Annotated in this window: 13 protein-coding genes and 1 riboswitch; of the genes, 3 read left to right on the top strand and 10 right to left on the bottom strand. The window is 51.1% G+C overall.

The genetic code is table 11. The features are described 5' to 3' along the window. Positions 1-83 precede the first annotated feature (83 nt). From EIZ37_RS02020 to EIZ37_RS02005, 4 genes are all read right to left on the bottom strand, one after another. The gene (locus EIZ37_RS02020) at positions 84-2,054 is read right to left on the bottom strand and encodes a dynamin family protein (protein ID WP_134682866.1); all 1,971 of its coding nucleotides are present in this window, start codon (positions 2,052-2,054) and stop codon (positions 84-86) included. Continuing rightward, positions 2,051-3,697: a dynamin family protein gene (locus EIZ37_RS02015; RefSeq protein ID WP_134682865.1), complete on the bottom strand. Its 1,647-nt coding sequence runs from the start codon at positions 3,695-3,697 to the stop codon at positions 2,051-2,053. The genes EIZ37_RS02020 and EIZ37_RS02015 overlap by 4 nt, the downstream gene beginning before the upstream one ends. Before the next feature lie 283 nt (positions 3,698-3,980). Continuing rightward, positions 3,981-4,499 (bottom strand): type 1 glutamine amidotransferase domain-containing protein, encoded by a 519-nt coding sequence (locus tag EIZ37_RS02010; protein ID WP_134682864.1) that lies wholly within the window; start codon positions 4,497-4,499, stop codon positions 3,981-3,983. Between the two features lie 93 nt (positions 4,500-4,592). Beyond that, positions 4,593-5,180, bottom strand: a complete 588-nt coding sequence (locus EIZ37_RS02005) for a TlpA family protein disulfide reductase (RefSeq protein ID WP_134682863.1) — start codon at positions 5,178-5,180, stop codon at positions 4,593-4,595. Between the two features lie 194 nt (positions 5,181-5,374). Here EIZ37_RS02005 and fosB point away from each other — a divergent pair, with 194 nt between their 5' ends. After that, positions 5,375-5,797 carry a metallothiol transferase FosB gene (gene fosB / locus EIZ37_RS02000; RefSeq protein WP_134682862.1) on the top strand — a complete coding sequence of 141 codons (423 nt, stop codon included), beginning with the start codon at positions 5,375-5,377 and terminating at the stop codon, positions 5,795-5,797. A 574-nt stretch (positions 5,798-6,371) separates the two neighbouring features. Here the strand turns inward: fosB and EIZ37_RS01995 are convergent. Further along, entirely contained in the window at positions 6,372-7,667 is a 1,296-nt protein-coding gene (locus tag EIZ37_RS01995) for an NCS2 family permease (protein ID WP_134682861.1), read from the bottom strand. Positions 7,668-7,809: 142 nt separating this feature from the next. On the opposite strand from EIZ37_RS01995, the gene EIZ37_RS01990 reads away from it, so the two are divergent. Continuing rightward, positions 7,810-8,703: a LysR family transcriptional regulator gene (locus tag EIZ37_RS01990; protein WP_134682860.1), complete on the top strand. Its 894-nt coding sequence runs from the start codon at positions 7,810-7,812 to the stop codon at positions 8,701-8,703. A gap of 50 nt (positions 8,704-8,753) precedes the next feature. Here the strand turns inward: EIZ37_RS01990 and EIZ37_RS01985 are convergent, their stop codons facing one another. Next, the gene (locus EIZ37_RS01985; RefSeq protein WP_167568616.1) at positions 8,754-14,543 is read right to left on the bottom strand and encodes an Ig-like domain-containing protein; all 5,790 of its coding nucleotides are present in this window, start codon (positions 14,541-14,543) and stop codon (positions 8,754-8,756) included. Between the two features lie 231 nt (positions 14,544-14,774). Between EIZ37_RS01985 and EIZ37_RS01980 the strand changes: the two genes are divergently transcribed. Continuing rightward, positions 14,775-15,671, top strand: coding sequence for a pentapeptide repeat-containing protein (locus EIZ37_RS01980; protein ID WP_134682858.1), 897 nt, complete (start codon positions 14,775-14,777; stop codon positions 15,669-15,671). Positions 15,672-15,702: 31 nt separating this feature from the next. Here EIZ37_RS01980 and EIZ37_RS01975 read toward each other — a convergent pair whose 3' ends face one another. The 4 genes from EIZ37_RS01975 to rsgA all read right to left on the bottom strand — a co-directional run bounded on the left by EIZ37_RS01975 (position 15,703) and on the right by rsgA (position 21,949). Further along, positions 15,703-17,004, bottom strand: a complete 1,302-nt coding sequence (locus EIZ37_RS01975; RefSeq protein WP_134682857.1) for a nucleobase:cation symporter-2 family protein — start codon at positions 17,002-17,004, stop codon at positions 15,703-15,705. 51 nt (positions 17,005-17,055) lie between these two features. Continuing rightward, positions 17,056-17,643: a xanthine phosphoribosyltransferase gene (locus EIZ37_RS01970; protein WP_134682856.1), complete on the bottom strand. Its 588-nt coding sequence runs from the start codon at positions 17,641-17,643 to the stop codon at positions 17,056-17,058. 194 nt (positions 17,644-17,837) lie between these two features. Next, positions 17,838-17,939, bottom strand: a riboswitch (purine riboswitch). A gap of 197 nt (positions 17,940-18,136) precedes the next feature. Next, a complete protein-coding gene (locus EIZ37_RS01965) occupies positions 18,137-20,743 on the bottom strand; it encodes a sensor domain-containing protein (protein ID WP_134682855.1) in 2,607 nt (868 codons plus the stop codon). Between the two features lie 141 nt (positions 20,744-20,884). After that, positions 20,885-21,949, bottom strand: a complete 1,065-nt coding sequence (gene rsgA / locus EIZ37_RS01960; RefSeq protein ID WP_235827862.1) for a ribosome small subunit-dependent GTPase A — start codon at positions 21,947-21,949, stop codon at positions 20,885-20,887. Between the last annotated feature and the right edge of the window lie 184 nt (positions 21,950-22,133).

Genomic DNA, 22,133 nt, shown 5'->3' with positions numbered 1-22,133 from the left:
CTTTCACCCTATAGCTATCGCCCATGCTGGGCGCACAAAAAGAGCCTCTCACTCTTGGGAAGAATGAGAGGCTTTCGTTCTCTTTAGGCAAGCAGACGTTCAACGGCAGCATGCTTGCTGTGCAGGGCTTCCATATCGATTTTCATATCCAATGCCGCAAAGACACCGGTGAAGTATTCTTCAATCTGCTCACTGATCCGGGAGCGTTCGTCCGCGACCATATCGGCAAAAGCGGCAGTGAAGCAATCCGTCAAAATCTGGGCCCCTGCCTGCAAGTACTCGCTCACTGGCTGCTGCATCGCCTTTTCCAACGATTCGCGCATGACCGTTTTTCCATCCTGCTCGAAGAAATCCTTTGTATTTTTAAACAGCTTCAGGCTTGCTTGCAGTTGCGCTTCGCCCGTTGCCGGCAGCTCGTCCGCGAAGTCAGGCGTCTGGATTTGGCGATGCACGTAAGGGGAAAGCGTCGCCCCGTGCATCAATGGCGCCAAGGACTTCTCCCACTCTTTTGCCAGGGACGCGCCCAGCTTGTTCAAAAATTTCTCCAGCCGCAGGGAAGTTGCCCGCAGCTCCTGCCCCAGATCATAGCTGATCGAACGGGTCAGCTCCTGCAGGCAGTCTTGCAGCGCCTGCTTGATGCTGCGTCCATCTTCTTTCAGTACGGCTGGATTGAACGCATATGCGAACAATTCATTGAAGCGGAAAAAGAGCCGCTGCTTCACATAATAGAGAAGCTCCTCTTGTTCTTTGGCCAGATCCCGTTCCTCGGAGGCCACAGACAAATCGGCGACCAGCTGAAGCGCTTGACGACGCGCCGCTTCTGCCGCCTCCTTGTGTGCCTGACGAGCGCTCTCGCCTTCCTTGGCCAACGTCAGCCATTCACCCAGCATGTCATACGCACGCTTGATTTCGCCTTGTGCCGCGTCTACTGCCATCTGGGTCAGCTCTTCTAGGATAAAGCGGTTGAAATCGCGTTCAAACGCTGCGATGCCGGACAGCTGGAGCCCTTGCTCCATCGGCATCAGCTCCCCGCCTTCCGCTGCCCCGGTGCGCTGGCGGTACAGCTTCTCTGCCGATCCGGCCAATTTGCCTGCGCCATGCATGCGAGCAAGCAGAGCGGTCTGGCTGGAGATCGGATAGATGCGCGGCAGACGAATGCCGCAAGCGAGCAGGTTTTTCTCCACATGCGCTACCACGCCGGCAAGCTCCTCCTCGGAGGCAGCCAGATCCGCCGCATTGACCAGGAAGAACATTTTGTCCAGCTCAAAGGTTTCCTTCACACGGCCCATTTGCATGAGAAACTCTCTGTCTGCTTGGGCAAACGCATGGTTGTAATAGGTGACAAACAACACGACATCGGCATTTTTCATATATTCAAAGGCAACACCGGTATGGCGGGCATTAATCGAGTCCGCTCCCGGCGTATCGACGAGCACGATGCCTTGATCGGTCAACGGGCAGGAATAGTACAGCTCGATGTAATCGGCGAAGCACGCTTTTTCTTCCTTGGCGACAAAGCCCTTGAACGCTTGCATGTCGACAATGAGTTCGCTGCCGATATGGGCTTCCATGTCAGCCATCCCTTTTTTGACCGCTTTCAGGAAGGTGTAGTGCGGCTTTGCGGTGGCTGCGATTTGGGTCACATCAATGCTGTCCAGAGCGGCAAGCGCTTGATCCAGCCCGCTTTCCTGAATGCCGAAGACAGCCAGGGAGCGCAGTACATCCTGCTCCAATACGGCATGGCTTTTGAGCACCACGCGCACGGTCCCATGCGGATACTGCTCGTCAGGAGGCATGATTTTATTGATGGCCGCCGTGGTTGGATTGGGTGAAACCGGCAAGATGAGATCCCCCATCAACGCATTGGCGAAAGAGGATTTGCCTGCGCTGAACGCCCCGAACAAGGCTACGGTGAACCGGTTGGCTTCCAGCCGTCCCGCGCGTTCGCGCATGGCTTTCGCCTGTGCCAGCATCCCTGGCACGTCGCTAATCGTATCGCTGACCTGCTTGCATGCTTGTGCTGTTTCCAGCAGCTTTTGCTTTAACTGATTCATTTCGACGTTTCTCCCTCTTTGATCATCAGACGCAGTCGGTCTGCTTTCTCTTTTTCTGCTTGTTCCATTTGACGCAGTTTCTCATGGGCCGCTGCCACCTCTTGCAATACCGTGAGACGCTCTTGCAAGGCAGCCTCCTCCTGTTTCCCGCGCTGGCGAAGCTGCTCGCAAATCTGGTCGATAAAGCCGAGACCCACCCGGCGATACTCCGCTTTGATGCCATTGGAAATATCCTGGCAATAATTCATCACGTATTCGCGGCCGATCGCGCCTTCCTTCACATGGGAAGCGAGGAATTCCGCTGTCACCTCAATGGCAAAAGCATGGACCTGCGCGTGGTACGCCTCATCACGGATGCCGTATTCCTGCGGCAGTCGGGTAAGCAGCTCTTTAAAATGAAAATCGAGGTTGGCCGAAACTTTTTCACGGAAATCAGCCAGCAGCGCTTGCAGCCGCTGCTCGCGTTCCTCCTCGGTCTTTTTGCCCGCAAAGAGAAAGCCTACCTTGAAACCGGGCTTGCGGCTTTCCAAATACGCTTCCGCAGCCTCGTTGGTCGTGTAATACGTGAGACGGGCATTGTCCAGCAGACTGTTCAACTGCTTGGCCATTTCCTCCCGGGCATGCACCGCCCCCGCTGTCGCCTCTTCCCATTGCTTTTTGGTCGCTGCCAACGCCGCTTGAACCGCTTCCGCACTCTCGCTCTCTACACCCTCGAGCTCTGTTGCCAGCTTTTCTTCCGCTTCACGGCGCGCTTCGCTGTTCTTCGCCTTGAGGAAACGGATGTGTTCGTCCACCAGGAACTGCGCGGAATGTGCGGCGCTCTCAGAGATCAAGGATTCCCGATGCTGCATCAGGTCGATCAGCTTGCTGCGGAATTCCGTGTACTGATTCTCCGAATGATCCGGTTCGGCCAAGGACGTGTAAAAAATGCCGTCCGGTTTGATATTCCACGTGGCAAACGCATCCTCCACGCTTTCTTTATAGCTGTCGAAATCCAGTTCGAAATCAATATGTTTATCGATCATGTTGATGACCAGATAGACCGGTTTTCCACGATCTTTGAGCACTTTCGTAAAGTTGAAATTTTCTTCGGCCTGCACGTGATTGTAATCCATCATGTAGATGACACAATCGGCCAGATGAAGCGCTGATTCGGTCGCGATCTTGTGCGCGGCATCCGTCGAATCGATGCCCGGCGTATCTAAAAGGCTGGTTTTCACGTCCAGGAATGTGCCAGGGTAAGAAACCTCTACCCATTCCACCGTATCGCCGTCGATGGCGTACTTTTTCAGGTCATCCATCTGCGTATCCGGATCAAAGGTGATGACCCCGCTGTTTTTGGTATAGACACGGGCCGCCTTCTCGCCGCCGCGAACCTTCACCACGTTGGCGCTGGTCGGGATCGGATTGGACGGCAGCAGATCCACCCCGAGAAGCGTATTGAGCATCGTTGACTTCCCTGCGGAGAAATGGCCGCAAAAGGCAATGTTGAGCTCCTGATTGCGCAGCTTCTCCGCCACCTGCCGCAATTTATCCGCATTCGTATGGTCCCCGTCACGTTCGCATGTATGGGCTGCCTGCTCATACGCCTCTGCACGCGCAAGCAGATCTCTCTCGATTTTATCTATCTCTTGTACTTTCATTGGTGATCACTCCATCTTCTCAAACTCTCTTCGATCCATATACCCACTTGGCAATTGTAACAGAATTGAAAACGTTGCTACAATGGTAGGATATCTGGGAGAAACAGAAAGTGCCTCTTTTCATTTCTATCGGATTCGTGTGTAAGGGTGCAAGGTTGGCAAGCAAATCCTTGTTAGAAAGATACCCATTCGCCGAAGCGACGAAACGGATGGGCGGTAACGATAGAAAAAAAGACCTTCGATCCAAAAGGATGAAAGGTCGATTCACACACGATCTGTTTTCTTATTTCGCAAGCAAATCCGCGAATGCCTTTGCGTATGGCGGCAAATCCGGCGGACGACGGGAGCCGACAATATGGCCGTCAACCACAACAGGCTCATCCACCCAGATGGCTCCGGCATTTTCCATATCATCTTTAATGCCTGGGGTAGACGTTGTTTTTACGCCCTGCAAGATTTTCGCGGAGATCAGGACCCAGCCCGCATGGCAGATATGGCCGATTGGCTTTTTCGCCTCATGCATCTTCTGAATAAACGTGATCACCTGCGGATAACGTCTCAGCTTATCCGGTGCCCAACCGCCGGGGACCAATACGCCGTCATATTCATCCGGATTGATCTCATCCAACGTTTTATTCGCCTCGCATGGAACGCCATACTTGCCAATGTATGTACCAGCTTCTTTCCCCGCAATATCAACGGTTGCTCCTTCTTCCCGCAATCGCAGCACAGGATACCAGAGCTCCAAATCTTCGAACTCATGGTCGATAAAGCTTAACACTTTTTTCCCTTGCAAACGCATTTGCTCTTCCCTCCTGTATATCGATATCCTCCACAATAGCAGAAAATCCGGGAATGCCAAACCCTATTGTTGCTCAAAAAGTTGCTGCGGCCGTTATTGATTTGCCTGCGCGTGGGCAACGGGTGACAGCCTCTCGTTCCATTCTTGCTCTGTCAGAGTCCCAACCCAGCGATCCTTTATTTTCCCGTCCGTCCCGACAAGAAATACGGTGGGATATACTTCAATCCCGTAGTCCTCCGAGACAAGCCCTTCCCGATCATACACCGTCACCTCACCGAGAGACTTCTCATTCACCAAGGCAGCAGCGCTTTTTTCATCATCATTTTCCGCATCGTTTACCAGCAGGAAGCGGATGTCCTTACCTTTTTCCGCATACAGTTGCTTGATTTTCTCCAGCTCTGTCTGGCAGTGCGAGCTCCATTCTGTCCAAAATACGACCAGTGTATGTTTCTCACTGCCAGCCAGAGCGATCATTTCATTGTTGGCGTTAGGCAGTTCGATTTTCGGTGCCATGTAGCCGATATGCGGAAGATCGTTTCGCGGTTTACGATTTGCAAACTTATCCAATCGTTCGATCTCCATATCCTTTTTCTCAATCTGTTGATATACCCAGTAGCCTACGGAAGAAACTGCAAAAATGAATGAAGCCGCCAAGAGGGCCATTACCCATTTCCACCACATGCCTATCGACTCCTTGTATGATAAATATGGCTTTTACCATATCATAAAAAAGTTAACAAAAAATGAAAAATAATAAATATTCCATCAATTCAAAAACATGAAACATTTTTTGTATTCAATCGACAGATAAGTGGTGGGCAGACGGCTTCTGTTCCCGCATAATGAAATCGTATCAGCTTGAGAGGGGAAATGACATGAAATTGTCCGGGATCAATCATTTGCTTTTTTCTGTGTCGGACTTGGATCGTTCCATTCGCTTTTATGAGGAAGTGTTCGGTGCGCGTCTGCTGGTGCGCGGCCGTTCTCTCGCTTATTTTGACTTAGACGGATTATGGCTTGCACTCAATGTCGAGGCGGACATCCCCAGGGGCGAGATTCACCAGTCCTATACCCATATCGCCTTTAGCGTTGCTGAGGAAGACTTTGATCAGCACGTGGCCCGGCTGCGCGAGCTTCACGTACATATTTTGCCGGGACGCGAGCGGGACGAGCGGGATAAACGCTCGGTCTATTTCACCGATCCCGATGGGCATAAGTTTGAGTTTCATACCGGGGCGCTTCAGGATCGTCTGGAATATTACCGGCAGAGCAAGTTGCATATGCAGTTTTTTGATTGATTTGGTGTTGTGCAAACATCGTGGTTNATATGCAGTTTTTTGATTGATTTGGTGTTGTGCAAACATCGTGGTTGGGGAAGGGAAGAGAGGGCGGTGCTGCGTTCTTGCCACACCCGCAAGGGAGTATATACTGTCCGGTTCCGCTTCCAAAAACGGTACGTTGCGCAAAAGTTTCGATGAAGCGTATTCATACGTAGAGGTTGCGCAACAAGCGTGTACCGTTTTTGGAAGCTCCACCTTGGTTGGTGTGACAAAGACTCCGCCCCGTCCCTCTCTTCCCTTCCTCACGTGGCAATTTATTTAAAGCTTCTGCTACGCCAGAGAGCATGTTTCGTAACGGAGCGCCTGCGGAGCCCGACCCAGCGGAGCCGTGAATCGCAGGAAAAAGGGCCGCAACTCTGCGCACGCTACGTAGCGGCTGCTACTTTTGCGGACCCCTGCGATTCACGGCGGAGCGGACAGTTCCCACTCACAGCGGGGCGTAGAATGAAGCGGAGTTGCGAAACATCCTCTCCCCACCGCAGCAACTTTGATACGAAAAGAAACCGCCCCTGTTCAAGTAGGGGCGGTTCGTTTATGTTATAACCGGCAGAATCATATTCAAAAGGAACAGTCCGGCGATGAAGTATAGCAGCACCGGGACTTCCTTTCGTTTGCCCAAAGCCAGCTTCAACAGCGGATAAGCGACAAAGCCAAACGCAATCCCGTCCACGATGCTGTAAGAGAGCGGGATAATGGCGATGATCAGAAACGCCGGGAAGCCTTCCGAGAAATCGCGCAGGTTGATGTTCAGCACATTTTGCAGCATCAGCCCGCCAATAATAATCAGGATCGGTGCCACCGCGCTGTCCGGAATCAGCTTGACGACCGGGAGCATGAACAGCGACAGCAATATCAGCACACCGGTAATCAATGTGGTGAGCCCGGTTTTGCCTCCGGCCGCAATGCCAGCCGCACTTTCCACGCTGGCGACCGTCGGACTTGTCCCTAGAATTCCCGAGATCGCAGCCGATACCGCATTCGCCTGCAAGGAGCGCTGGAACTTTTCCGGCTGTTTCATCATGGACGTATGCCCGTGAATCAGTCCGATGTTTTCAAAGACAATCACCATCGCCAAGGAAAACGTGGCAATCAGGAACGGCAGTGACCAGAAGTTGTCAAACGACAGTCCGGCGAAGACATCCTGATAGACAGCCAAGGAAAGCGCGCCCTCCTCGCTCCCTGGCGATACAATCCCCGTGATCAGGCCAAGCACAGTACCAGCAGCAATTCCGATGAGGAAGTTAGCCGGCACATTGCGGATGAACAAAACCAGCGTGATGACCAATGTAGCCAGCGTGACCACTACTTCTGGATCCGACAAGCTGCCGAGCGCTACAAAGGTAGACGGATTGGTAACAATCAGGCCACCTTTTTGCAGCCCGATAAAAGTAAGGAACAGACCGATCCCGACCGTGATGGCCTCCTTCAAAGAAACGGGAATCGCCTCCGACAACACCGTGGCTAACCTTGTAAAAGCGATGACGCAAAAGATGATCCCGGATAAGAATACCGCGGCCAGCGATTCCTGCCAGGATAGCCCCATCGATTGGCATAGGGTAAAAGAAAAAAGCGCATTAATCCCCATACCCGGTACCAATACAATCGGGGCATTCGCCCAAAAAGCCATCAGCAATGACCCAATAAAAGAAGTCAAAACGGTAGCGACAATCCCCGCTTCAAGCGGGATGCCCGCATCCACGAGGATGGAAGCATTGACCGCAACAATGTAAACACATGTGACAAATCCAATAAAACCAGCCAAAAGCTCGCGTTGAATGGTTGTATTGTTGGCACGTAAAGAGAATCGACGTTCCAACCATGTACGCACGTTACTTTCCCTTCTTTCTATGATGTACACGCATGTTTTTCCCGGGATTTATGCTATCATAGCTAAAACGATATGAAAAATATTAAGAATGTCTGTCTTTCATACTTTTTTCATATGGATGTATTTCGAAAAGGGAGTCGTTATGGATATTCGTCAATTGCGTTACTTTATCGCGATCGCTGAGGAAGGGCAGATTACGGCTGCCGCCAAACGATTGCAGATGGCACAACCGCCTCTTAGCCAGCAGCTCAAGCAGATGGAAGATGAGCTTGGTGTCGCCTTGGTTGAACGGATCGGTAAACGAATCGAGCTGACGGAGGCCGGCGCCACGCTATACAAGCAAGCCCTCAACATCACTCATCAGCTGGAAGAAGCCCTGACAGAAGTAAAAGAAACCGGGGATGGGATCCGCGGCATGCTCTCCATCGGCGTCAGTGCGCTGTCCGCCTACCGCTTGCCAGAGCAAATCCGTCAATACCAGCAGCACTATCCCTTGATCCGTTATCAAGTATGGAAGGGAGACACCCAACTGCTCAGTGACTGGCTGGAAAAACGGACGATTGAAGTCGCGATCGTGCGGCTCCCCCATTCGCTTGGAAATTGCGTGACCATTCCTTTGGAGGAGGAACCGTTCGTCCTGATCGTTCCGGCCGGATCACCTCTCTCCATGAATAATGAAATTGCCATGCGAGACGTGGCCCAACACCCTCTTATCATGCCCAGTACGCCAGGCCTAGGGATCTATGAAATGCTTACCAAGGAGTTTACGCGCTTGGGTGTTTCTCCTCATGTTATTTGCGAATGTCCGGATATTTCGTTAACGGTTAGCTTGGTCGCAGCAGGGGTTGCCACAGCTCTGATCCCACACTCCGCTTGGGAAACCCATAAAAACGAAAACATTCACTGTCTCATGGTCACAGGGACTTCGGTTTCTTCCTCAGCAGCCATAGTCTGGCATGCAGAGCGGCACCTGTCTAAGGCTGCCCGCCATTTTATTGAGATGTTCGCGCCAAAAACAGGAGCACCTGATTCATAAGGACGGCAAGAAGACCCATGGAGAGTCATCCATGGGTCTCTTTCATCTCGTTATTTCGTTCGAACGGTGACATATACCTTGGTCATTTTTCCGTTATGGGCAATCGTGATGGTTGCTCGCGAACGATCCTTCACGTCTTTTGCTATGGCCACTACGCCTTGCTCATTCACCGTCAGTATGTTGGTGTTGCTGGATTGATACGTTGTCTCCGAATCAAGGGTAATGTCCGCTTCGCTTCGATCGGCATAACGTGCGATGACTTTGATTTGCAGTTCCTCACCTGGCTTGGCCGTAACGGTTCGCTTTTCCACGCGTATGCTTTGCACATTTGTCTCAGCGACACCCATTTTGCCCAGTTGGGCTGCCGTAAAGGTCACCTTGTCTTTTTGTCGTTCTACTTCGGCTGCCTTTGTCCCCGAAGTAATCGCAGCCCACTTTTTGCTTTTGTCATTGTAAAGATACGCATTTAAACGCTTCCCGCTTTGATCATAAGGAATCGTGATCCGATAAGCTCCTGCCTTATAAGAAGGAATCGCTTTGCCATTTGCCTGGATGCTGAACTCATACACATCGCTTCGTTTACGCATACCAGATGGCAAGGCATACTCACGATTTCTTCCCATGTATACGCTGAGTTCCTTTGCACCGATTTTGGCAAGGATCGTTTCGGGTATCCGAAGCTTTACGTCCTCCCCCTGTCGAACCTCGATACCGAACTCCTCTTCGATCAGGCTGTCCACGACCGATTTCGCAAACTGCACGGCAGGCTTCTCCGTTTCAGAAGATCCTTTTTTGCTGCTTTTCATTTCCGCTTGCTCTTCCGACAGGGAAATATACAGAACCTTCTCTAGGGCAAACAAGGAAGTGTTATCATCCAGTGCTTTGGTAAATGTCTCATTCATTTCAATCGCCTGTTCTAAATCCGGCAGTTTGCTCACGGTGGATGAAAGCAATACCTCCGCCGTGCTTACCTTTGTCATCATGATGGCGATGGCTTGATCGGTGTGCTCGATCAGATCATCCGAAATCTCTTTTTTATCCAATTTTGCGATGACCGTTTCTAGCAGGCTCTTTATGAGTTCTGTACCTTCCTCTACCGAATCGGATTGCTGCGGATCGATGTCGTCCAATGGTGCAGGAGCAATTTTGGCGAGAAGATAGCTGGCTGCATCTACCAGCACTTCAGGATCGGCAGTCTCCTCCGCCACGGTTTCCGTCACGGCATCCAGCACGGTTTCAATATAATCCGTCGTAACTTGCCGTTTTTCCGAATCGTTCACTTTATCGGAGGAAACCGTTTCGCGCAGACTGTCCTCCACTTCCTCCAGTAGTTCTCTCACCTCTTTTTCCGACGAAGCCTGTCTGATTTTTTCCGCTACCGCTCTGTTCAACTCCCGTTGTATCTCAAAAAGGGAATCTGCGGTTGGCGGTGTTGGTGTTGGCACAGGTGGCGGAGGAGGGGGCGGTGTTGGTGAATTCGGCTCCGTGAAGATCACTTGGGTCTTTTCCCTCAGCGTGACCTGATCCGTTTCATCGAATACCGTAAACATGACCGTCTCCGCATGGTCATTTTTGACGCTAAACTGAACCTGCCCGTTTGCATCCGTGTTTCCTCTGCTTGGCGAAATGACCGCTCTGCCGCTTCCCTGGTCCAGTCGAACCACTTTATTTTCCAAGCGATTCCCAGTGGTATCCACCAGCACGACTGTAATCGTGGCTTTTGTTTTCCCGTCAGCCACTACACTGGATGGTGCCGCCAAGACAAATGATTTGGATTGGTCGACCACTCCCGCTGTAAACCCGATCTGCGCCTCTTGGGATAAGGTGATGCCATCTGTTTCATTAGAAGCCGTGTAGGTCACGGTCTCGCTCCTGGTGTTGGTAACAGTAAAGGTTGCCTTGCCATCAGCATCTGTAACCGCTTCGGACGGCTGAATGATGGAGTGACCTGCCCCCTGTAGGAGACGCACCTTTTTGCCTGCCCATGGATTTTGATGAGCATCCAACAAGGTCACGGTAATGACTCCGCGATCATAGCCGTCCGCTGTCACTGTTGCAGGAAGTGCAGTGACACTCGATACTGCCCCATCTACCGGCCCCGGTACAAAGGTGATCGCGACCTTGTCTGCTAGCAGTATTTGATCGGCTGCGACTACGGCTTCAATAGCAATCGTTTCCGCCTTGGTGCTGGCTACTATGAATTCCGCCTGACCGCTGCTATCGGTCACAGCCTGAATCGGTGTGATTACGGCACGTCCGTTTCCTTGACGCAATTCTACCTGCTTTCCTTGCACACGATGGCCCAACGAATCCTGAAGCACGACAGTTACGGTAGACGCTGATTGTCCATCGGCTGGCAGAGAGTCGACAGAAGCGCTGATGGCCGAACGATTGGCGTCACTTTTCCCAGCGACAAATTCCACTTGTGCAGACTGTGCCAATGCCTTTCCATTGATTGTTGCTCGTATCACGCTTGTTTCCAGGGCAGTCGTGGATGTCAACGTAGCTGCATACCTTCCGCCCGATTGATAGATGGCAGGTGAAATGATTCCTTTCGACGCAGACAGATCGAGGAACCCGCCTTCACCAGTGAGATCCTTTCCATCGGCATCCTTCAGCTGTATGGTGATGGTCGTCGTGCTGATCCCATCTGCCGTGATTGTCGCATCTTCAGCCGTAATGGTAGACGTAAGCTCAGAGGCAGCTTCCTTGGAATAGAAAAGAGGAAGCGCGTTATACGTATCCGTTTCTCCTCCTTCCTCCACGGAGAAGAATACGTACATCATTCCTTCAAAAGGAAGTTGATTGATTCTTAGTTTCCTGATTCCCTGTACGGGGTCGACCGATATATCCTGAAAGCCTGAGTCAGAACCATACTCCAGCGACTTTCGCACCCCATTTTGGGAGACCTCGACCCTTGGCTTGGAAGACTCCACATTTCCTACAACATTTAATTGGATGTCCAATGGCAATGTATCGATGAAAGCAGGAAATGGCTTCAGTGTATCTTCACTGATCTGCTGCACATTTGATATGTACGACCTTGTATTGTTCTTGTATATGAAATAGATAGGCGTGATAAACGGTTTGATCATGTCGTTTTCATCGTGATACTCGCCGATTAGTTTCAGCACATACGTTCCATTTCGTTCGATCGGCCAGTTTGCGATTGGAACATTGCTTAAATCGATAGAGTAGCTGAATAGGTGGTGTCCACGCCCATCATCCTCGCGCGTACTATCTACCCGAATCCAATCATTGTTTAGTACATATTCTGCTTCTGTCATGCCATCTTTTTGCAGCATCATGGACGTAAATGCCACCTGCTGATGGACCATCAGCTGGCTTGGAAAGATGAGTTTCCCCCTGATCACCTTTGGCAGCGGTCCATCGTGGTAGACCGTTTCTCCCGTTACGATCTGGACGGCATCCTGGTTATCATCAGGATCGTTCTGGAAATACGTTTCGTAGGGAATGCCAGGAGCTTGAGGGCTGTATACTACCGTGCGTGCCGTATTGAACGTACTCCCGGCAGCGGTCTTCGCATCAAAAGTGAGCTTATTTTCTCCAGGTGCAAGCACCAGTGAGACTGCATACGTATCTGTGCCATCCGGCTGGGCATCTCTTCCGTTGACACTCACACTCTCTACGTCCGTAGTTTTGATTTCCAAGTCTACATACGGGTCATTCACGATGAGTGCTGTCCCTTGCGGCAGTGGCATTCCATCCTTTGTACGGATTTCATAGATCGGGGTTTGATAAAGGATCGGAAAAGCGACTTCATCGGTATTGCCTCTATCTTCGACCAAAAAGGCAAGGCTCATATAACCATGATAAGGCAGTGCATTTATTTGAATCTGCTTATACCCCGAACCCGGTGTCCCATTGCTCGTAAGTATGTCATAATCCGAACCGGAGTCCAGCAGGATCGTTTTCCCATTTTGAATGGCTTCTACGCGCAACGAAGGTTCTCCCAGATTACCGGATACGTCCACCTGTACATGAAGCGGCAGCGCTTTTATCGTGGAGGGGAAAGGAACCAAGGAATTCCCATCCATCATCTGAATCTTTGTGATGTGCGTCTTGGACGTATCTTTGTATGTAAAGAAGATCATCGAAGTAAAAGGAAGCTGCGTGCCGTTCGAATCCTTGTAGGTTCCGTTCATCCTTACGATATATAAGCCATTTGTAAGGATCGGCCAATTTTTCAGCCCCGTCATGTTTTTCAAGTCAATGAAAAAGCTGTAAATCGTGTTTCCTTTTCCGTCATTGTACGGTTGGCTGACCATCGTGATTTGCGACGGTTGCAAACGCTGTGCCTCGCCTGCGCTTCCTTCCGTTTGAATCGATATTTCCTCGAGGGTCACTTCCACATTTTGTCCAGTTGGCTGACTAGGAAAAATAAATTTCCCTTTCAACCCCTGCGGCAGTGGCTGTGTGCCATCGTGGTAGACGGTTTGTCCTCCGTTGATACTCACGGCATCCGTCGCATCAGTTGGATCGCTTTGCAGATAGGTGTCATAGATCGTGCCCGCAGCTTGATCCCGATAGACGATCGAGCGTGTGGTTTGATAAGTGCTGCCGCCAGATGTCTCGGCCACAAAAGTCAACGTATTTTCTCCCGGTACAAGGTAAAGCGTGGCTGTGTAGGAGTCTGCCCCGTCAGGTTGAGCTACCACTCCATTCACCTTAACCCCTGTCACATCCATCGTTTTGATCTGAAGCGTAATCTGCGCTTGATCATGGAGCATCAGTTCGTCTTTGAACAACCTTACTTGCTGATCTTTCACCGTGATTTCATAGATAGGTGTGCGAAATTGGATGGGATTTGACTTTTTATCTGTATTCCCCGCATCCTCGACCAGAAAGGTGAGGGTCATCTCACCCTCGAACGGAAGGTGTTCGATCAGCAGTCGCTTCGAGCCCGCTCCTGCAGTGGTATCATCATGCTCGCTTAATCGCTTGAAGTCTGTATCTTGCTTCAGCTCGATCGTTTTTCCATTTTGTGTCGCTTGGATGCCAGGAAGGAAATCTCCTGCATTACCGCTTACATTGAGCTTCACTTCCATGGGTAAAGACTGAACCAAATAAGGAAGTGGGGTGATTGCCCCTTCGCTCATCACCTGTTCCACTTTGGTGATATACGCCTTAGAGCTGCGCTTATAGGTGAAAGGGATGGCAGACAAAAATTGTTGCCTATTGCCGTTTCCATTCACATACTCGCCTTTCAAAAGCACGACGTATTCGCCGTTTTGCTGGATCGGCCAATTCGCCATGGTGACCGTGTTCAAATCGATAAAGTAGCTGTAAATGATGTGGCCCTTTTTATCATCCCCAGGTGCTTTTTCAATCGTAATAGCTTTACCGGTTACATCCAACGGGGTACCTGCGACCCCATCTTTTTGCAGATTCAGTTCCGTAAATGTGATCTGCTGATCGTTTGTCTGGAAAGGAAAAACCATCTTCCCCTTGATCCCCTTTGACAACGCATCCGCATGAAAAACCGTTTGCCCGCTGGCGATTTTCACCGCATCCAGCGAAGAGTTGAGATCCGTTTGCAGGTAGGTATCAAAAGCCGCGCCACCGTATGGATGGAAGTAGACAACGGTGCGTGTTGTTTGAATGGCAGCTGCATTCGCCGTCTTCGCCACGATGGTCAATGTGTTTTCACCCGGGACCAGGGCAAGTGTGGCAGAGAATGTGCCTGCCCCATCCGATGTGGCGGAAACACCATTCACGGTCATCTGCTCCACTGCTGTCGTGTTGATGGCCAACGTTACATGCGGATCATCTACGATTTCAGGAACATTCTCCAGTAAAGTTGTATCGGTCGCAGCCACTTTTACTCTATTAATAGAGGGGCTCCCGTTCGCATGAACTGCTTGATGGGGCAACAGTGCAAAAAGTAAGAATAATACCAAAAATAAAGGCAAACCCCGTTTTGGTTTCAATATAGGAAATCCCTCCTTGACAAAACCTTCCATTATTCGCTTTCATTATTTCTAGCTTACCAAATTTTTGAACGTCTTTTAGAATTTTTTTAATTCAGCGAAACGAAAGGAGATCACACCGTGCCTGCCAATCAAGAACACGACCCAACAGAACTTCCCTCCGCCCGTGATCGCCTTCATCTGCAAGCTGACTGTGAGCAATGCTTTGGCCTTTGCTGTGTGGCCCTTCCCTACGCTGCCTCCGTCGATTTTGCAAATGACAAAAACGCCGGCCAGCCCTGTCAACATTTGATGGCCGACTTCCGCTGCCGTGTCCACCATGATCTCAGACAGTTAGGCTTCCGAGGGTGCACCGTCTACGACTGCTTCGGCGCCGGACAAAAGGTTTCCCAAGTGACCTTTAAGGGCAAGGATTGGCGGAAGGTCCCTGCCTCTGCAGCGCAAATGTTTGAAGTGTTCCCGCTCATGTGGCAGCTCCACGAGCTTCTCTGGTATTTGCACGAGGCGTTAACGCTGGAAGCCGCTCGTCCCATCCACGATGCGCTGAGTCGCACACTCGCCGAGACGGAGCGGCTCACTCACCTCGATCCTGATTCCCTCCTGCAATTGGACATCGCCGCACACCGGGCAAACGTCAACACGCTTCTTCTGAAGACCAGTGAACTGGTACGGGCGGCGGAAATGAAACGCAACCAAAAAGGATCCTCCCGTCGTCAAAAAGCCTACGGCCGAGGTGCAGACTTAATGGGGGCTAAGCTAAAAGGGGCCGATCTGCGAGGCGCCAATTTGCGGGGCGCCTATCTGATTGCCGCTGATCTGAGAGAAGCGGACCTGAGACGAGCTGATCTGATCGGGGCAGATTTCCGCGACGCCGATATCCGAGGAGCCAACCTCACCGACAGTCTGTTTTTGACCCAGGCCCAGATCAACGCGGCGAGGGGAGATGCCTCTACCAAATTGCCGCCTGTCCTCACTCGACCCGCACATTGGTCTGCACAAAAAGAGCGTGAATCCTGATACGGACTCACGCTCTTTTCGCTGGTTCCTCTTATCCAGCCTTTACAGCCGTCTGCTGTGCCGGCACTGCCATTTTTTTGTTATGCACCAAGAGCAGATTGAGTACGACCGCCGTCACCGAACCAGTCACAATCCCGCTTTGCAGCAGCATCTTGGCCATTTCGGGGAGCTGATCAAAAATTTGCGGCACCGCTGCGGAGCCGAGGCCTACCCCGATGCTGCAAGCTGCGATCAACAGATTTTCATTCTTGCTGAAATCCACGTTGGACAGAATATTGATGCCGGAAGCGACGACCATCCCAAACATCGCGATCATCGCACCGCCCAACACCGGATTCGGAATCACTGTAGTCAATGCCGCGAGCTTAGGCAGCAGCCCCAGCACCACCAATATCCCGCCAGCCGCTACAATCACGTTGCGCGTTTTCACGCCTGTCAACGATACCAACCCTACGTTTTGCGAGAATGCGGTGTAAGGGAACGCGTTGAAGATCCCGCCGAGCAAGATCGCGACCCCTTCCGCACGGAGGCCTTTTACGATATCCTTCTCGCCAATCTCTCTATCCGTTATTTTCCCCAATGCGATGTAGACACCAGTAGATTCAACCATGCCGATGATGGCAACCAAAATCATTGTCAGGATCGCCACTATATTGAACTGAGGTACTCCGAAATAAAACGGCTGGGCGATACTGATCCAGGATGCTTCCGATACGGTCGCAAAGCTGACCATTCCCATGAAATATGCTGCTGTAGTACCTGCCACCAGACCGATCAATACCGAAATCGCGCGAACAAAGCCGGTAGATAAACGATTCACGAGTAAAATGAGGACGAGGGTTCCAAGTGCCAATAAAAGATTGCGAGGTTGACCAAAATCAGGGCTTCCTTGACCGCCTGCGACGTTATTCATCGCGACGGGGATCAATGATAATCCAATGATAGTCACGACCGAACCGGTCACCACTGTCGGGAAGAACCGCAGCAGCTTGCCAAAGAGCGAGGCCGCCAAAAAGACAAAGATACCGGACACGATGATCGCCCCATAGGCGGTGGCCAGATTGGACGTCATCGAGATCGCAATGATCGGTCCAACGGCGGTAAACGTACATCCCAGCACAACCGGCAAGCGAATGCCCAGAAAACGGGTGCCCAGCACCTGCAACAGCGTCGCAATCCCGCAGGTGAACAGGTCAGCGGCGATCAGGTAGGCCATCTGTGCAGGGCTCAGCTTCAGCGCTCCCCCGATAATTAAAGGCACGACGACCGCACCTGCATACATGGCCAGTACATGCTGCAGTCCCAGCGTAAACGTTTTTTGCTTCGATAACATCTTTCTTCGTTCCCCTCTCACATTTTGTTTTTTCTCAGTTTGTCGGTTTATTTATTGATGAACAGGCGCTGCCGCAAATTGAATGCCCTCCGGTGACATGGCAATGATCCGTGCCAGCGATTCAATGCGGATTCCTCTTTGTTCCAGCAAGCTGCGACCTTCCTGAAAGCTCTTTTCGATCACGGCGCCAACACCGACCAAATGAGCCCCTGCTTCCTTGACAATATCCGTCAAGCCGACCAAGGCAGCTCCCGTCGCCAAAAAATCATCGACGATCAATATGCGGTCTTCAGCCGACAAATACTGGCGGGAGACGCTGATCTGGTATTCCTCCTGCCGTGTAAATGAATAAACCGGTGCGGAATAGACCTCCTCCGTCAAAGTCACGGCCTTCTTCTTTTTCGCATATACAAACGGCACCTGAAGGGAAACAGCAGTCGCCAGGGCAAAGTGAATCCCGCTTGCCTCAATCGTCAATACTTTTGTAATCTTTTCACCACGAAACCGCTCGGCAAACTCTTTTCCGATTTCCATCGTCAAGAGTGGATCGACTTGGTGATTCAAGAAGGCGTCGACCTTTAATACGTGGCTGGACAAGACCTTGCCATCTTTCTGGATACGCTCTTGTAAACGTTTCATTTCTATTTCCTCCGTCTGTGAAAAATACGAAAAGCCCAGCAGGACAGTTCACCGGTTGACGCATCTACCAAGTGAAACCTGTCCTCCTGGGCTTTTCTCCCTAAGGTGTTGGCGAAAAAACGGAAGTGCCCGCTTATCGCCATGCGCCGCTTGGACCAGCCTCCCGTTTGTATATGCCAAAACGGGAACGGAACCCTAGACGCTCTTTCACTCGTAGTCAGACGATTTACGGTCATCCGGTAGAAACTTATGGGCCATATTCCCAAAATTATACGAGCCGTTATGCAATTTTCGACTTTTTCCTACTCTATCACATCGACACCCAAGCCTCAAGAGCCAAAAATCGACTTATTATTTTTCGCAATATTCATTTTGTACACATTTTCACCAAGGGCTTTTTGCATGGTGCTATATACCCATTTTCGCATTACAATATTAGGTAATAGAGGCGAAAAATATACCGCCAGAACAACTTCATCATGCTGCGACAGGTCTATCGTGTTTCCGCTCCAAACCATTCTCGCAGAAAGTGCTCTACTCCTCCTGCTGTCAATGGTTTGGAAATATGATAGCCTTGCACTTCATTACACTTCAGCTGCTGCAGGTAAGAGAGCTGCTCCGCCGTCTCCACGCCTTCTGCAATCACCTTCAGTTTCATGTTGTGGGCAAGCGAAATGATCGTGGAAACAATCGCCGCATGCTTCGGCTCCGTTAAAATGTCGCCCACAAAGGAACGGTCGATTTTAATCCGGTCAATCGGGAAATTCTTCAAATAGCTCAGGGAGCTATAGCCAGTCCCAAAATCATCAATGGAGATTTCCACCCCGATTTGCTTGAATGCCGTGAGGATCCCGATCACCTGATCAACCTCCATCGTCATGCTTTCGGTAATTTCCAAGTCCAAGTATCGAGCCTCCAGACCTGTTTCCGTAAGGATTTGGGCGATCAAGCCGGGCAGATGCTGCTGCCGGAACTGACGGCTGGATAGATTGACCGAGACCGGCAGTGGTGGAAAACCTGCCTTTTGCCATTCCTTATTTTGCCGACATGCATGGCGCAATACCCATTCGCCGATGGGGACAATCAGGCCTGTTTCTTCGGCCAATGGTATGAATTCGGCAGGAGAAACCTTCCCCAGGTGTGGATTTTCCCAACGCAGCAGTGCTTCCAGCCCGACCAGCTTTCCTGTCTGTGCATTGATTTGCGGCTGATAGTGGAGCTGCAGCTCATCATTTTCGATCGCACGCCGCAGGTGATGCTCCATCTCCATCTGCTTTTCGATCGTTTGATTCAGCAAATTGGTATAAAACTGAAAATTGTTTTTTCCTTTGTCCTTGGCGCTATACATGGCTACGTCCGCATTCTTCAACAGATGCTCCATTTCCAAGCCGTCGCCCGGGTAACGACTGATGCCGATGCTGGCCGAGACAATCAGTTCGTAGCCATTGATCGGGACAGGCATGGTAAGACCCTGCAAAATGGATGCGGCAATACGCGCTGCTTCCTCATCAGTAGCGTCCTCCAGCAGGATGGCAAACTCATCCCCCCCCAATCGGGCAATTAAATCCCCAGGTCGAATGCACCCGTGGATGATGGTGACAAGCGCCTGAAGCAGCTTATCTCCCACATCGTGACCCAGCGTATCATTGATTCGCTTGAAATTATCCAGATCCATAAACATGACGTGGACAAGGCTTTCGTTTTTTCGGGCTTGTTCCAACGCATTTTGCAGTCGTTCACGAAGCAGCCTGCGATTCGGGAGCAGCGTCAAAACATCCTGATAAGCCATCTGCGTGATTTGCTGCTCGGATCGCTTCCGATCCGTCACATCAATGGTAATCCCGTCATAGCGATGAATCGTTCCGGACGTATTGAAAATGGGAATCACGTGCTCCTTCACCCAGCGCACCTCTCCGGACTGATTGATGATCCGGTATTCCATTTCCGTACTTTTTCCGTTCTGTGCCTCATTTTCAATTTGAATGACCTGCTCGAGATCGTCTGGATGGATGACATCTTTCCAGAGCGTGGGATGCTGCATAAAAGCCTCGGGTGGCAGCCCGTAGATTTTTTCCGTTCCCCGTGAACGATACACGGCTGTGGAAGTTCGTGCATCCACCGAAAAGATGGCGACATCCAAGCTGTCCAGTATATTTTTCAATTGATCGGCAGACATTTTTTGCTCCGTAATATCCCGGCCCACGATCATCCGCCCCTTTAATTCGCCGCGAGCGGAATGAACCGGAAACCGGATCAAATCGAAGCTCCGCAACTCCCCATTCGGCAAGGCGAGGGTGATCTCTTCCCGTTGTTTGTCTCCCGCTTCAAAGGATTTGCAGCCTTCCTCCCCGACAACCTCAATGATCCCCCGAAAATGGCTGGATTCAGCAGACAATTCTCGATTGGTTCTGCCTTCGTACGGGATCTCTTTGAGGCCTAAAATCTCCAGTCCATACTGATTGATTTCGCGCCATTTGCCATCGGCATCCTTAAATGCGATCACATCCGGCAGCGAATCGATCGTGGCGGTCAGCAGCTGTTCGTGTTCGAACAGGGCTTCTTCCGCCAGCTTTTGGTCGGTGATATCAAAGGCGATTCCGTTTACTTTTATGACGGTTCCTCGCTCATCCACAACAGGTGCCGCTCGATCTTGAACCCAGCGGATTTCCCCGTCCGGGCGTCTGATCCGGTATACGGCCGTCCCCGCTTCCCCTGCCAGAAAGCGTCTTTCCATCTCCAGATAATGAGGCATGTCATCCGGAAGAATGGCTTGTTTCAAAAGACTCGGATCCTTCTCCAGCTGTACTGTTGAGATTCCCAGAATTTTTTCAAAGCCAGGTGACAGCAGCACCCGGTCGGTACGCGGATCCCAAGAGCATAGTGCGGCGTCAATGTTATTTCCAAACACCAGGAGCTCTTCGTTTTTTTCTATTTTTTCCGTACTTTCCCGAATTTTCTTATCGTAAAAGCTCCCAAGCAACATGCCAATGATCCCGGAGAGCGGAAGCATAACCCAACGTGCTGCCTCTCCCGGCAAAACATAGGCCGTCAGCATCAGCGACATTAATAATAATGCTAAAAATCCTCGATTCCCCATCATCCATGACCACCTATTTCTTTGCTGTGCGAACCCATCTCCTACTTTTTACCCTCGTCCCTCCGCCTTCAAACCATTGGTGCCGTATGAACGGCAAAAACCGCTCTTCCCTCAACACGGAAAGAGCGGTTTTCCATACGAAGCTTAGCGACGCGGCTTTACCTGCCGCATGGCCTGGTTTATTTTTTTCCAGCGTTCCTTTTCAGCTAACCGTGCCCGTGTATCTTCCTTCCGAGCCAGATAGGCCAACTCACGCTGCAGTTTTTGATAATTGGCATACCGCTCGCGGTTGAGCGTACCGTCTTGAATCGCATCCCTGATGGCGCAGCCCGGTTCCTTTTGATGCTGACAATCACTAAACTGGCAAAGCTCTGCCAGCTCTTCGATATCTTCAAATGCATCACGGAAGCCCGAGTCCGCTTCCCACATCTGCAGCTCCCGCATGCCAGGCGTATCGATCACAATCCCGCCCTGCGGCAGACAGATCAGCTCCCGATGCGTGGTCGTATGCTTGCCGCGATCGTCACCGTGCCGCACATCATTGACACGCTGCTTCTCTTCTCCGCATATCCGGTTGATCAGCGTAGATTTGCCGACTCCAGAAGAGCCTAGCAGTGCCACGGTATGTCCTTCCCGAAAGTAAGCGGCCAGGCTGTCAAGACCCTCGTCTTTTTCTGCACTGATGATGTGGATCGGCACGCCCATGGCAATCGCTTCGACTTCCGCCAACCGTACGTCTACATCATCGCACAAATCGGCCTTGCTCAGCACGATTACCGGATTGGCGCCGCTTTCCCATGCGAGGATCAGATAACGTTCCAGTCGGCGCAAATTGTAGTCATTGTTCAAGGCATTGACCAAAAACACTGTGTCTACATTCACCGCGACAATCTGTTCCTCTGTGGTGCTCCCCGCTACCTTGCGAGAAAATTTGCTTTTTCGCGGCAAAATGCCATGGATGGTAGCCTTGCCCTCCTCGGGACGCGGGGTGATCGCGACCCAATCGCCTACGGCCGGATAATCTTCACGCGTCGACGCTAGATGACGCATCTTTCCGGAGATCTCTCCGAGCAATTCACCATGCTCCGTGTAAATCCGATACAAATGTTTATGTTCCAGTGCGATCCGTCCCGGGATCATCTGTTCCTCTGCATATGCAGCAAAATGTTCAGCCAATGCAGGCGTATAACCTAATGATTGCAAATTCAATGGGGATTCCTCCTGTGATTGTGAATAAATGTGATTTCATCACGGTCACAGGCGATCCTCCGCTCTTGATAGGTGCTGTTTGTTGGATCTCGTTACTCCTAGCCGAGAAGGAGGACCTCTGTGACCCTTTTGGCAAGCTCTGCGTTCATTTTCTTTACAATCGACATAAAACATCGCTCCTTTC

The organism is Brevibacillus migulae (assembly GCF_004521915.1).
Classification (GTDB): Bacteria; Bacillota; Bacilli; order Brevibacillales; family Brevibacillaceae; genus Brevibacillus_F; species Brevibacillus_F migulae.
Note: the sequence above shows the minus strand (reverse complement) of the source record. Positions and strands in the feature narration are given on the sequence as shown.